The organism is Aureimonas psammosilenae (assembly GCF_009176975.1).
Classification (GTDB): domain Bacteria; phylum Pseudomonadota; class Alphaproteobacteria; order Rhizobiales; family Rhizobiaceae; genus Plantimonas; species Plantimonas psammosilenae.
This window is the reverse complement of record NZ_WEZG01000012.1, coordinates 145,580-157,587: the sequence shown is the minus strand read 5'-3', so window position 1 is coordinate 157,587 and position 12,008 is coordinate 145,580. Positions and strand designations below refer to the sequence as shown.

The following is a 12,008-nucleotide window of genomic DNA, read 5'->3' as shown; positions in this document are numbered from 1 at the left end:
GCGCCGCTGGCCCCGATCATCACGTTCCGAAACGAGGCGGACGTGATCGCGATGGCGAACTCAACGGAGTTCGGGCTGGCGAGCTATTTCTACGCCCGCGACATGAAGCGCATCTTCACGGTGGCCGAGGCGCTGCAGTCGGGCATGGTCGGGGTCAACACCGGCGCGCTGGCCAACGAGATGGCGCCGTTCGGCGGCGTCAAGCAGTCCGGCCTCGGCCGCGAAGGCTCCCACCACGGCATCGAGGGCTATCTCGAACTCAAATACGTCGCGCTGTCGGGCCTTTAGTTCCGCGCGGCGAGCCAATCCTCCACGCCCTTCGCCGCCGCTAAGCCGGTGGCGAAGCAGGCGGTGAGAAGATAGCCGCCGGTCGGGGCTTCCCAATCCAGCATTTCGCCGGAAACGAATACGCCCGGCATCGCGCGAAGGCCGAAGCCGGTGCCGACTTCCGAAAGCGCCACGCCGCCGGCCGATGAGATCGCCTCCTCGATCGGGCGCGGTCGCACGACGCGCAAGGGCAGGGACTTGATCGCCCGCGCCAGAGCCGCTGGATCGCGAGGCAGCGTCGATCCCCCGACTTCGCGAAGAAGCGCCGCTTTGACGCCGGATAGTCCGGCGGCTTTTCGAAGCAGGTTGGAAAGGCTCGTTTTCCCGCCTTGTTTTGCGATCGCCGTTTCCAGCGCGGCGGCGGTGCGGCCGGGGGTCAGGTCGAGGAAAAGGGCGGCCGTGCCGTTTCGCTCCAGGCCGTCGCGCAGGGCGCTCGCATGAGCATAGACGAGGCTTCCTTCGATGCCGGTCCGCGTCACCACGAACTCGCCCTGAACCTGCGCCCCGTCGGATCGTGCCGAAACCGCCTTCACCGGCTCGCCCGCGAAGCGGTTCGCGAAGTCGGCGCCCCATTCCACATCGAACCCGCAATTGGCCGGGCGGAAGGGTTCGACCGCGACGCCTCGATCTTGAAGCCACGGCTGCCACGCGCCGTCCGAGCCGAGGCGCGGCCAGCTCGCGCCCCCGAGCGCCAGAAGCGTGGCGTCGGCCCGGATCGTCTTCTCGCCCTTCGGGGTCTCGAAAAGAAGCGCGCCGTTTTCACTGAACCTCTTCCAACGATGGCGTGCCAGAAGGGTGACGCCAGACCCCTCCAGCCGCCTCAGCCAGGCGCGCAGAAGCGGCGAGGCTTTCATCGTGGTGGGAAAAACGCGGCCGGAAGAGCCGACGAACGTCTCGATGCCGAGGCCCGCCGCCCATTCGCGCATGTCGCTCGGCGTGAAGCCGTCGAGGGCGGCGGCCAGATGAGGCAGGCCTGCGCCGAAGCGTGTGCGGAAGCGGGCGTAGTCTTCCGAATGGGTGAGGTTGAGGCCGGACTTGCCGGCGAGCAGGAATTTGCGCCCGAAGGTCGGCATCCGCTCGAAGACGCTGACGCGATGACCGCTCGACGCCAACCGTTCGGCGGCCATGAGCCCCGCCGGCCCGCCGCCGATCACCGCGACCGAATGTGTCGTCACGCCTTCATTTCCGGCTCGATCCATGTGCCGGTCGATAAAGGGAAAACGCCTTCGACGCCAGCGCGGCGAGGCTTCAGCTTTGCGGCGAGGCCGCGCCCGCTCGGGTGGCGAAGAGATCGAGCTTCACCGTCACGTCCTTGCCCAGCCACTGCGCGGTGGAATCGTTCTGGAGGCCAAGGCCGAGCACGAGGCGATCCAGCACGACCGAGGCCGTGACATGCGCGCGTCCATCGCTTTCCGTGAAAATGAAGGGCAGGTAGAGCGGCACGATCTTGTCCTTCACGTTCATCGTGCCGTGGCCGACGAAGCCGTTCGCCGCCGCCTCGAAACGATCGACCGAGAGTGTGACCGTCGGATGGGCGGCGACATCGAAACCGTCGGGGCCGGGAACGTTGGATTTGACGAAGGCGTCTTCCACGTCGATCGATGCGGCGTCCACCGTCACCTTGGCCGAGCCCTCGGTCGGCTTTGCCGGGTCGAAGGCGATCGCGGCATCCCAGCGGCCCAACGTGCCGCCGATCGGGTTGCCGGAAAAGGCGACCTCGTAGCGGATGCTGGACGCGGTCTTGTCGATTGTCCAGGCCGAAGCGCCCGTCGCGGCCGGCGCACTTTCACCGGGCGCGGCATTGACCGCAAGGGATGTAGATTCCGGCCCGAGACGCCCTGCGGCCAAGCCGCCGCCGAAGAAGGCGACCGCGAGCCCGGCCGCCAGCGGCACGGCCAAAAATGCCGTCGACTGACGCGGCAACCGGCCGAGCGGCATCATGCGGGAAAAGGATGGCTCGCGGTCGATCGCCGAATGCTTGATCGCGCCGGCGACATGAAGAACGAGCAGGCCGAGCGTCGAATAAGCCAGAACCGCATGCATCGTGCCGGCGAGATCGGACACGCCTTCGCCCTTCCACGCGGCCGGCAGAGGCAGGTGCGGCCAGGGAAGATCGGGCGACATGGCGAGAAGCGTCGGGATCGCGGTCGGCGAAACCGACACGACCAGCCAGCCGGCCAGCGGCACGGCGAGCATCAGCAGGTAAAAAAGGAAATGCACGAGATGCGCGAGGCCGCTTTCGACCCGCGACATCGGCGCATGGGCCGGCGGCGGGTTGAGGAGGCGCCAGGCGATGCGGGCGAGCGTCAAGGCCAGGACGAGGAGGCCGATCGTCTTGTGCCATTGGAAGGTGGTGAAGCGCAGCGCGTCCGGAATGATTTGCGTGTGCATCATGGCGAAGCCACCGGCGATCTGCAGAATGATCGCGAGCGCTATCGCCCAATGGAGAAGCATCGCGCCGGCATTGTAGCCGCGCACCTTGCCCATCGCCGTCATGGAATCGTCCCGCTTTGGAATACGAAAAAGGGCGGATGCGTCCGCACCCGCCCTTTCGTGTCTTGTCCGCTTACTGCGGAACGAACTCGCTCTCGATCGTCAGCTTGACGTCGTCGGCAACCGGACCGACCAGGGTCGCGATGCCGAACTCGGAGCGCTTGATCGTGCCGGTGGCGGAGAAGCCGATCGCCGGCTTCTTGGACATCGGATGCGGGTTCAACTGCGCGTTCAGCTTGACGTCGAGTACCACCGGCTTCGTCACGCCGTGGAGCGTCAGGTCGCCCGTCACCTTACCGGTGTTGTCGCCCGTGGTTTCGATCTTGTTGGACACGAACTCGATCTTGCCGAACTTGGCGGCGTCGAGGAACATCGGGCTCGCGATCTCGGCGTTGAAGTCCTTGTCCTTGCCCGGATAGTTCGTATCGACGGAGGCCGGGTCGATCGTCGCGGTCAGCTTGGACTTCGTCGGGTCGCTGGCGTCGAGGTCGAGCGTTGCGGCGATGGTGCGGAAGCGGCCGATATAGTTGGACAGGCCGAAATGGCTGACGGTCCAGAGAACGTTGGTATGGGCGGGATCGGCCTTGTAGGTTCCGGAGGGCACGCTGATCGTCTGCGCCGAGGCGGCGGACAAGCCGGCGAGAAGCGCGCCGGCAACGGCGAGGGACTTCAGGAGCGACATCGGGTTTCCTTCTTCCGAAATGGAATGAGGGCGAACCTAACGATCGCTCCAGGCAGGCGAAATAGCCCCGGACAAGACGCACTGTTCACTTGAATGCGAAGTTTTGGGGCCGCCGTTCACATTTCGATGTCATGCGCAAAAGCGGCGCCCCGAAGGACGCCGCTCGAAAGCCGTTTCGAATCAAGGCTTCAGGACGACCTTGATGCATCCGTCCTTCTTGTCCCGGAAGGTCTTGTAGAGTTCCGGCCCGTCCGCGAGCGGGGCGGTGTGCGTGATCACGAATGAGGGATCGATCTCCCCGTTCTCGATCCGCCCGAGGAGCTTCTCCAGATAGAACTGCACCGGCGTCTGCGCCATTTTCATGGTGATGCCGCGATTGATGGCGGAACCGAAGGGGATTTTGTCGAGGAAGCCGCCGTAAACGCCGATCACCGCGACGACGCCGAAGTTGCGGCAGCAATGGATCGCCTGCCTGAGGACATGCGGGCGGTCGGTACCCATGAAGGTCGCGACCTTGATGCGGTCGATCACTGAATCGACGCTGGCCGTCGCATCGGCTTCCGAGCCCACCGCATCGATGCAGCCATCCGCGCCGCGCCCGTTGGTGAGCGCCATGATGCGGTCGTAGACGTCCTCTTCCTTGAAGTCGATGGTGATCGCGCCGGCCGCCCGCGCCATGGCGAGGCGCTCCGGCACCGTGTCGATGGCGATCACCCGCTCGGCGCCGAGCATGAAGGCGGAGCGGATGGAGAACTGGCCGACCGGCCCGCAGCCCCAGACCGCGATGGTCTCGCCGCCTTTGATGTTGCACATCTCGGCGCCCATGTAGCCGGTCGGGAAGATGTCCGACAGGAACAGGGCCTGCTCGTCGGTCATGCCGTCCGGGATCTTGATCGGGCCCACATCGGCATAGGGCACGCGGATATATTCGGCTTGGCCGCCGGCATAGCCGCCGAGGAGATGCGAATAGCCGAACAGGCCGGCGGGCGCGTTGCCCCAGAGCTTCGCAGCCTTCTCGCGGTCCGGATTGGAGCGCTCGCAGCCGGAGAAATAACCGCGCTGGCAGAAGAAGCATTCGCCGCAGGCGATCACGAAGGGGATGACGACCCGATCGCCGACCTTCAGCTTGGAGGACGCGCCGGAGCCGACATCCACCACTTCGCCCATGGTCTCGTGGCCGATCACGTCGCCGTGCTGCATGGACGGAATGACGCCGTCATAGATGTGGAGATCGGAGCCGCAGATCGCGCAGGACGTGACCTTGATGATCGCGTCGCGCGCGTCCTCGATCTTGGGGTCGGGCACGCTTTCGCAGCGCATGTCGCCCTTGCCGTGCCAGGTGAGTGCTTTCATGGATGTCGATCCTTGACGGGTTGGGGGAGGAGTTCAGTTCGCGGAGCCGGGCTCGGACATGCCGCGGTGAATCTGGGCAGCCGCGCGGTCGGGCAGCATGTCGGCCACGACGCCCATGACTTTGTTCTTCAGCGTCGGGGTGATCTTGTCCTTGCCGGCTTCCAGCGCCTCGAAAGCCGCCTTGGCGACCACGGCCGGATCGTCCTTGGAGTTCGAGGCTCCGGCTTTCGTGTCCATCATCTCGGCGCGGTTGAAGAAGTTCGTTTCGGTCACGCCCGGCAGCAGCACGGTGACGGACACGCCCGTGTCCTTCAGCTCGTTGTGCAGCGCCTCCCCGAACCAGCGCAGGAACACCTTGGTCGCCCCGTACACCGCCTCGAAGGGGTCGGGCATGGTGGAAGCGATGGAGGAGGTGAGAAGGATTTTGCCCGCGTCTCGCGCCGCCATGTCCTTCAGGACCAGCTTGGTGAGTTGAACCGCGCCGCGCACGTTGAGGTCGATCATCTTCAGCTCTTTCTGAAGATCGGTCTCGGCGAACGCGCCGCCGAGGCCGACGCCGGCATTGACGCAAAGCGCGTCCACCGGACGTCCACCCGAGCGAATCGCCTCGTACAAACCGTCGACGCCCTGTTCAGTGGAAAGGTCGCCGGCATGAACGGCGATCTCGGCTCCGTTTCGGCGCAATCGCGTCGCCGCTTCTTCCAGGTGAGCGGCGTTCTCGGCCGCGATCAGGATATCGTAGCCGTTTTCCACGAACTGCACGGCGAGCTCGAAGCCGATGCCGTTCGAACCGCCGGTGACGACGGCCAGGGGCCGGCTGGTTGTATTGCTCATGAAAAGCTCCCTTTGATCGGCAAACCGGAGGGATTCCGCGACGGTTCCGCCTGGGTTGTGGGAAAGGGTTGGCTGGCTCTCGATTATGCCGCGCCGGGAGGGCTCGCCGGAGCGTTTGCCCGATGACCGGCCGAGCGACGCTTCGGCCAAGGCGCAACGGGAACGACTTTCATGAAACTACAGAACAAGCGCGCCCTCGTGACGGGCGGCGATTCCGGCATCGGGCAGGCCATCGCGGCGATCTTCGCGGAACAAGGCGCGGATGTCGCCGTGGTGTATCACACGGATGCGGAAGGTGCGGCCGAGACCCGGCGGCGCGTCGAGGCTGCGGGCCGCAAGGCGCTCGTTCTTCAGGGCGATGTCGGCGATCCGGCTTCCGTCGCGAAGATCTACGAGGCTGTCGCGCGCGATCTCGGGCCCCTCGACATTCTCGTTAATAATGCCGGCATCGCGCCGGACGATGCCGAGGTCGCGGACCTCACCGACGAAGCGCTGGAAAGCGTCCTTCGTACCAACCTGATGGGGCCGCTGTTCTGCGCCCGGCCCTTCATTCGCCTGCGTCGTCAGAACGGCGGGGGCGGACGGATCGTCAACATCTCCTCCGTCGCCCAGCATCTGCCGACGCCCGAAAGCGCGCCCTACGGCATGGCGAAGGCCGGGCTCGGTTCCTTCGCCCGCAGCTTGTCGCGGGAACTCGCCGAGGACAAGATCAACGTCAACAACATCGCGCCCGGCCTCATCCAGACGCCGATGACGCAGGATCGCCTGGACGACCCGAAGGCCCGCGCGGAATCCTTCGAGAAGATCCCGTGGCACCGCGCCGGTCAGCCGGAGGAGATCGCGCGCCTCGCCTTGTTTCTTGCCAGCGACGACGGCGACTACGTGACGGGGCAGACCTGGGTGATGGATGGCGGCCTCACCATGCAATGGGGCGGCGCATGAGGCGAGCTGTCGTGACGTGCAACCAAACGGCGGGCGCCCGCCTTTCGGGCAGACCACGCGTGTCTCGCTTGAAAGGAAACGGAATGCGGTCCTTGTCCTCCACACGGTTCGGCGCTCTTCTCGCGCTCGTTCTTCTGGCGCCCGTTCCCGCCGCGACGGCGCAGGAAGCGGCGAAGGCGAGCCTCGAGAAGGTGGCCGACTTTCCGCATCAGGTGACGGGCGTCACCGTTTCCGAGGACAACCGCATCTTCGTCAACTTCCCCCGCTGGACGGAAGACTCGCCCGTGTCCGTCGCGGAGGTCGCCAAGGACGGTTCGATCAAGGCCTATCCGGATGACGAGTGGAACGCTTGGCGCAATGCCCGGAAGGACGAGCTCGCCCCGCAGCAGCATTTCGTCTGCGTCCAGAGCGTCGTCGCCGACAAACGAGGCGGGCTTTGGGTCCTGGACGCCGCCGCGCCGGCGCAAGCCATTCTGGTGCCGGGCGGCGCGAAGCTCGTCAAGATCGACCTGAAGACCAATAAGGCGGTGAAGACGATCGCCTTCGACGAGATCGCCGCACCGCAGGGCTCCTATCTCAACGACGTGCGCTTTTCCGTGGACGGCCGCCATGCCTTCATCACCGATTCCGGTGCCAAGGGCGCGCTTCTCGTCGTGGATCTCGAAAGCGGCAAGACGGTGAGGGTTCTCGACGGGCATCCGTCCACGCAGGTCGAGAAGGGCCTCGTGGTCCAGGCGGACGGCAAGCCGCTGCGCCGGCCGGACGGGCGCGGCGTCGAGTTTTCCGCCGACGGCATCGCGCTGTCCAAGGACGGCGCGCATCTCTACTGGCAGGCGATCAAGGGCTCCAAGCTCTACCGCGTGCCGACCAAGGACCTCACTGAACGCGCCATGGCAGGCCGGGACGTGGCCGATCTCGTGGAGCCCTTCGGCAATAACGGCGTGGCGGACGGCCTTTTGATCGGGCGGGAAAGCGGCGACATGTATGTCTCGGCCCCGCAGGAGGACGCGGTGAAGATCCGCGATCTCGATGCCGGCCCGAATGCTGAGCCGAAGATCCTCGTCAAGGACGCGCGCCTGCGCTGGCCCGACACCTTCTCGGAAGGCCCGGACGGCGTGGTCTACATCACCTCGTCGCACATTCAGGACTCGGCCTTCTTCAAGCCGGACGCCCCCGCGAGCCTGCCGACGGAGCTTTGGCGGATCAACCAGGGCAACGCGCAGCCGAAGTAACGTCCTTCTGGACGTGGGGAAGCAAGGCACCAGATGCCGGTGCCTTGCTTCCTTCGCATTCAAAGGCGGTTTCACGATGTCCGACAACTCGTTCGAGCTTTATGCCTTCTGGCGCACCTCCGCGACCTACCGGGTGCGCGTCGCCCTGGCCCTGAAGGGACTGACGGCGAAGGAGCGGATCGTCGATCTCGAAAAGGGCGAGCAGCGCGATCCGGAATTCCTGAAGCTGAACCCGATGGGCGCCATTCCGGCGCTTCGCGTCTCGAATGACGCCGCGCCGCTGACGCAGTCGCTCGCGATCCTCGAATATCTGGAAGAAACTGCGCCGGAGCCTGCGCTTCTGCCCGCCGATCCCTTAGGTCGGGCGCGCGTCCGATCGCTTGCCCTGATGATGGCCGCCGACACCCATCCGCTCGTCGTGCCGCGCGTGCGGAAAGTTCTGACCGGCGAGCACGGCTTCGATGCCGAGGCCTGGAAGGCTTGGCAGACCCGCTGGTTCACCACCGGCCTTCAGGCCATGGAGCAGAGACTGGCGGCCGAGCCCGACACCGGCACTTTCTGCCATGGCGACCGCGTGACCATCGCCGATATCTGCCTGTGCAGCATTCCGGCGGTCATGCAGGTCTTCGGTATCAAGGCGGAAGGCGTGCCGACGGTGGACCGTATCGTTGCCGCCTGCAACGCCATGCCGGAATTCGCCGATGCCGACCCGTTCCGACAGGAAGGTGCGCCGGCGCGGTGAAGCCCCGCGCCGGCGATTATGTCAGCGGTCGATCAGCGCCATCATTCTTTCCGGATAGCGCGGGCCGGCAGTGGTCTTCAGCGCCGCCTCGAGACGCGACAGGTCGTCGGCGGAAAGCTGGATGGCGGCTGACGCCACGTTCTCTTCCAGATAAGTGCGGCGCTTGGTGCCGGGGATCGGCACCACGTCGTCGCCCCGGTGGAGAAGCCAGGCGAGCGCGATCTGGCCGGGCTTGACGCCCTTCTCGTCCGCCAGCGCCTTCACCTCGTCGGCGGCGCGCATGTTGGCGTCGAAGTTCTCGCCCTGGAAGCGCGGATCGCCGCGGCGGAAATCGCCTTCCGGATAGTCCTCCGCCCGCTGCGCCGTGCCGGTCAGAAAGCCGCGTCCGAGCGGACTGAAGGGCACGAGGCCGATGCCGAGTTCGCGCAAAGCCGGAATGATCTCGTCTTCGAGATTGCGCTCCCAAAGCGAGTATTCGCTTTGCAGCGCGGAAACGGGATGAACGCCGTGGGCGCGACGGACCGTGCCCGCGCCGGCTTCCGACAGGCCGAAGAAGCGTACCTTGCCGGCCTGCACCAGTTCCCCGACCGCTCCCGCCACGTCCTCGATCGGCACATTCGGGTCGACGCGGTGCTGGTAGAGAAGGTCGATATGGTCGGTTCGCAGCCGCTTCAGCGAAGCGTCCACGACCTCGCGGATATGCTTCGGCCGGCTGTCGGCCTGCGACAAGCGGTCCTTGCCGATCACGAAGCCGAACTTGGTGGCGATCGTCACCTTATCGCGGCGGTCAGCGAAGGCGCGGCCGAGAAGTTCCTCGTTGGTGAAGGGGCCGTAGACTTCGGCCGTGTCGAAGAAGGTGACGCCGAGTTCGATCGCGCGATGCAGGGTGGCGATGGATTCCGCGTCGTCGAAACTGCCATAGGACTGGCTCATCCCCATGCAGCCGAGGCCGAGGGCGGACACTTCGAGACCCTGGCTGCCGAGCTTGCGCTTCTGGAGCATATCGCTCTCCGTTCGTTTCATGCGTGGGTTCTATATGGGGTTCAGGATGGAGCGAGCGACGACCGGGCTCGCAGAACTTGACTAGCCGCCGTCCCGTTCCGTCGATCCGTCAAGCGACCCGGCGGCGGGCGCGGGCGGCCGAGCCGTCGCGCATCGCCCAGCGGGTGACGGTGCCGACCCCGCTGACGCCGGCCCTGATGGCCTGACGACGGATTTCCGACATCTCGAAGCCGTGCATCCGCGCCGCCCAGACGGGCAGGAGGTCGATCCCGGCATCCATCGCGACTTCCCGGAAAGGGCCGAGAAGGGCGTTCGGGGCCGGTTGCGACAGAAGCGCATGGGCGACTTGGCGCGTGCGCTCGTCGTAGCGGAGGGCAGGGCGCATGGACTGGAGATAGGCTTCCACTTCCGCTCGCGATTGCGGCACGTCCAGCGCCCCAAGACGTTGTGCGACAAGCGCATATTCACGGAAGTAGCGGTCCTGTTCGGCGACCGGCAGAGCAGGATCGCGATAGCGCAGATAGGCGTCGAGAAAGGCCTTCACTTCCGCAACGTGCACCCAGGTGAGAAGCGCGGGATCGTTGGCGGAATAAGGCGTTCCATCCGGCAGGGTACCGTGCACGCGATCATGAATGCGCTGCACCCGCTCGATGAGCCGCGTCGCCTCGCCGACCGAAGCGTAGGTCGTTCCGGAAATGAACTGCGCCGTTCCCTTGAGCCGCCCGACCATATCGCGGCGAAAATCGGAATGATCCCAGACCCCGGCAAGCGCTCCGGGATGCAGCATCTGGAGAAGGAGAGCCGAGATGCCGCCGATCATCATGGAAGTGAAGTCGCCATGCACTTTCCAGGTGACGGAGCCCGGCCCGAAGAGGCCGGGATCGCCGCGAGGATTGTCGAGATCGACCACACCCGAGCCGAAGCCCACGAGCTTGTGGACTTCGCCTTGCAAACGGTCGCGGATGCCGAACATCGTGTCTTTATCCGCTCCTCTTCGCCGATCAGACCTCGTCGGCCTCGTCGGTGGTGTTCAGAAGATCGTCGATCTCGTCGGCGATGAGGTCGAGCTGCTCGCGCGTCGCGGTCAGGACGAGTTCGCCCCCCGACTCGTCGGCGATGTGTAGCGTCGCGCCTTCGCCCGAGCCGTCGGTGCGGATTTCAAATGTCTTCAGCTTCTTCTCGTTCGCCATGGTCTTCTTTCCACGATGCCGTGATGCGATTCGACTTCGGCCCAACCGACGATGCGGGGAGCCGTTCCCTCCATGCGCGAAAGCGCCGAATCCTTGTTCAGGGACGCGGCGCTTCCGTGCGGGTCGGCGTTTTACTTGTTGGGACGAACCAGTTCGGTTTCCGCCAGATGCTCGGCGATGAACCACACCTGGGGCTCGTTCGCGCGGATCACATCGCTGACCAGAAGGTCGTTCGTACCGTCGTCACCCGACTCATCGGCTGCGTCGGCCCCTTCGTGGCATTCGCGAAGGATGATTTCGTGCGCTTCCAGCAGGCGGGCGAGCTGGGTCGGCACATCCTCGCGGCCCTTCGGCGGGCGCGGAATCTTGGTCAGCTCCACCACGTCCTGCGGGGCGGCGATGCTGATGCCGCCGAGCGCCATGATGCGTTCCGCGATCGTATCGACCAGCGCCGACTGGATCTTGTAGTGCTCGTCCAGAAGCAGGTGAAGCTGGTAGAAGGTCGCGCCGGACATCTGCCAATGGTGCTTCTTGTAGAGGTCGCGGATCATGATCGTATCGGCGAGCACCTGATTGAGAATATCGATGCTCTGCTTGCGCGCGTTGTCTTCCAGCGCCAGCGGAAGCTGCTTCAGCGTGCCGAAAGGCTGGATCTCGCGATATTCGACCTTGTATTGCGGCTGGGCGGCGCCTTCGGCGTTTTTCGCCATGCTCGTATCACTCCTGTAGTTTGTAACGGTTCTAATGTCTGCGCGAAGCGACCGTTCCCGCATTGCGGCATGATGGCTCGTCGTCGCGGGTTCAGACGTTCAGCCGCCATGTTCGCGGCCATGCACCTCGGCCGGCGGGCTCGTCGCTTCGACGGCCGTGAAGGTCTCGATGATGCGATAGGTGTGCTCGGCATCGGCCGGCACGAGCCATGAATCGCCGGGCTCGATCAGGATCGTCTGCCCTTCGATCTTCAGTTCGGCCTTCCCTGAAATGGCGTAGCCGACGACCTCGTAGGAATGCCGGCTCGGTTCCTTGTCGGCGTTCGGCTCCTCGTCCTTCCAAAGGCGCATGGAAACGCGCTTGCCGGAGGCAAGGTAGATTTGCCCCTGGTCGCCGCGCGGCGAGGTGGCGCTCATGACCTTCTTGACGCTCGTATCGGTCATCGGACTTGGCTCCTTGCGCGATGGGATCATTCTCAAGACGTTTGGCGGCGGCGCGCC

Annotated in this window: 14 protein-coding genes; 4 read left to right on the top strand and 10 right to left on the bottom strand. The window is 65.2% G+C overall.

Translation table 11 applies throughout. The annotated features are described in order from the left end of the window. Positions 1–288 (top strand): aldehyde dehydrogenase family protein (locus F9929_RS18925; protein WP_152048108.1); only part of this gene is annotated, 288 nt, incomplete at its 5' end. Here the strand turns inward: F9929_RS18925 and F9929_RS18920 are convergent. From F9929_RS18920 to F9929_RS18900, 5 genes are all read right to left on the bottom strand, one after another. Next, positions 285–1,502, bottom strand: coding sequence for a TIGR03862 family flavoprotein (locus tag F9929_RS18920; protein WP_268915672.1), 1,218 nt, complete (start codon positions 1,500–1,502; stop codon positions 285–287). The genes F9929_RS18925 and F9929_RS18920 overlap by 4 nt on opposite strands. A gap of 73 nt (positions 1,503–1,575) precedes the next feature. Beyond that, positions 1,576–2,823: a cytochrome b/b6 domain-containing protein gene (locus F9929_RS18915; RefSeq protein ID WP_152048106.1), complete on the bottom strand. Its 1,248-nt coding sequence runs from the start codon at positions 2,821–2,823 to the stop codon at positions 1,576–1,578. 70 nt (positions 2,824–2,893) lie between these two features. Further along, positions 2,894–3,502 carry a YceI family protein gene (locus F9929_RS18910; protein ID WP_152048105.1) on the bottom strand — a complete coding sequence of 203 codons (609 nt, stop codon included), beginning with the start codon at positions 3,500–3,502 and terminating at the stop codon, positions 2,894–2,896. Positions 3,503–3,682: 180 nt separating this feature from the next. Continuing rightward, positions 3,683–4,855: a zinc-dependent alcohol dehydrogenase gene (locus tag F9929_RS18905; protein WP_152048104.1), complete on the bottom strand. Its 1,173-nt coding sequence runs from the start codon at positions 4,853–4,855 to the stop codon at positions 3,683–3,685. Between the two features lie 33 nt (positions 4,856–4,888). Further along, positions 4,889–5,689 carry an SDR family NAD(P)-dependent oxidoreductase gene (locus F9929_RS18900; RefSeq protein WP_152048103.1) on the bottom strand — a complete coding sequence of 267 codons (801 nt, stop codon included), beginning with the start codon at positions 5,687–5,689 and terminating at the stop codon, positions 4,889–4,891. A gap of 171 nt (positions 5,690–5,860) precedes the next feature. Here F9929_RS18900 and F9929_RS18895 point away from each other — a divergent pair, with 171 nt between their 5' ends. From F9929_RS18895 to maiA, 3 genes are all read left to right on the top strand, one after another. Next, a complete protein-coding gene (locus F9929_RS18895) occupies positions 5,861–6,631 on the top strand; it encodes an SDR family NAD(P)-dependent oxidoreductase (protein ID WP_152048102.1) in 771 nt (256 codons plus the stop codon). Positions 6,632–6,714: 83 nt separating this feature from the next. Then, a complete protein-coding gene (locus F9929_RS18890) occupies positions 6,715–7,863 on the top strand; it encodes an L-dopachrome tautomerase-related protein (RefSeq protein ID WP_152048101.1) in 1,149 nt (382 codons plus the stop codon). Positions 7,864–7,939: 76 nt separating this feature from the next. After that, positions 7,940–8,605, top strand: a complete 666-nt coding sequence (gene maiA / locus F9929_RS18885) for a maleylacetoacetate isomerase (protein ID WP_152048100.1) — start codon at positions 7,940–7,942, stop codon at positions 8,603–8,605. A gap of 21 nt (positions 8,606–8,626) precedes the next feature. Here maiA and F9929_RS18880 read toward each other — a convergent pair whose 3' ends face one another. From F9929_RS18880 to F9929_RS18860, 5 genes are all read right to left on the bottom strand, one after another. Continuing rightward, complete coding sequence (locus F9929_RS18880) at positions 8,627–9,607, bottom strand: aldo/keto reductase (RefSeq protein WP_152048099.1); 981 nt, start codon at positions 9,605–9,607, stop codon at positions 8,627–8,629. A gap of 109 nt (positions 9,608–9,716) precedes the next feature. Further along, entirely contained in the window at positions 9,717–10,580 is an 864-nt protein-coding gene (locus tag F9929_RS18875) for an oxygenase MpaB family protein (RefSeq protein ID WP_152048098.1), read from the bottom strand. Positions 10,581–10,608: 28 nt separating this feature from the next. Further along, a complete protein-coding gene (locus tag F9929_RS18870) occupies positions 10,609–10,797 on the bottom strand; it encodes a hypothetical protein (RefSeq protein ID WP_152048097.1) in 189 nt (62 codons plus the stop codon). Positions 10,798–10,928: 131 nt separating this feature from the next. Continuing rightward, positions 10,929–11,507 (bottom strand): Dps family protein, encoded by a 579-nt coding sequence (locus tag F9929_RS18865; protein WP_152048096.1) that lies wholly within the window; start codon positions 11,505–11,507, stop codon positions 10,929–10,931. Between the two features lie 99 nt (positions 11,508–11,606). Continuing rightward, a complete protein-coding gene (locus tag F9929_RS18860; protein WP_152048095.1) occupies positions 11,607–11,951 on the bottom strand; it encodes a cupin domain-containing protein in 345 nt (114 codons plus the stop codon). Between the last annotated feature and the right edge of the window lie 57 nt (positions 11,952–12,008).

What these genes read in the sequence shown, in the direction of transcription:
- F9929_RS18905 (WP_152048104.1), bottom strand. Translation starts at nt 4,855, where the DNA reads ATGAAAGCACTCACCTGGCACGGCAAGGGCGACATGCGCTGCGAAAGC.
- F9929_RS18875 (WP_152048098.1), bottom strand. Translation starts at nt 10,580, where the DNA reads ATGTTCGGCATCCGCGACCGTTTGCAAGGCGAAGTCCACAAGCTCGTG.
- F9929_RS18900 (WP_152048103.1), bottom strand. Translation starts at nt 5,689, where the DNA reads ATGAGCAATACAACCAGCCGGCCCCTGGCCGTCGTCACCGGCGGTTCG.
- F9929_RS18910 (WP_152048105.1), bottom strand. Translation starts at nt 3,502, where the DNA reads ATGTCGCTCCTGAAGTCCCTCGCCGTTGCCGGCGCGCTTCTCGCCGGC.
- F9929_RS18880 (WP_152048099.1), bottom strand. Translation starts at nt 9,607, where the DNA reads ATGCTCCAGAAGCGCAAGCTCGGCAGCCAGGGTCTCGAAGTGTCCGCC.
- F9929_RS18865 (WP_152048096.1), bottom strand. Translation starts at nt 11,507, where the DNA reads ATGGCGAAAAACGCCGAAGGCGCCGCCCAGCCGCAATACAAGGTCGAA.
- F9929_RS18895 (WP_152048102.1), top strand. Translation starts at nt 5,861, where the DNA reads ATGAAACTACAGAACAAGCGCGCCCTCGTGACGGGCGGCGATTCCGGC.
- F9929_RS18860 (WP_152048095.1), bottom strand. Translation starts at nt 11,951, where the DNA reads ATGACCGATACGAGCGTCAAGAAGGTCATGAGCGCCACCTCGCCGCGC.
- F9929_RS18890 (WP_152048101.1), top strand. Translation starts at nt 6,715, where the DNA reads ATGCGGTCCTTGTCCTCCACACGGTTCGGCGCTCTTCTCGCGCTCGTT.
- maiA (WP_152048100.1), top strand. Translation starts at nt 7,940, where the DNA reads ATGTCCGACAACTCGTTCGAGCTTTATGCCTTCTGGCGCACCTCCGCG.
- F9929_RS18915 (WP_152048106.1), bottom strand. Translation starts at nt 2,823, where the DNA reads ATGACGGCGATGGGCAAGGTGCGCGGCTACAATGCCGGCGCGATGCTT.
- F9929_RS18870 (WP_152048097.1), bottom strand. Translation starts at nt 10,797, where the DNA reads ATGGCGAACGAGAAGAAGCTGAAGACATTTGAAATCCGCACCGACGGC.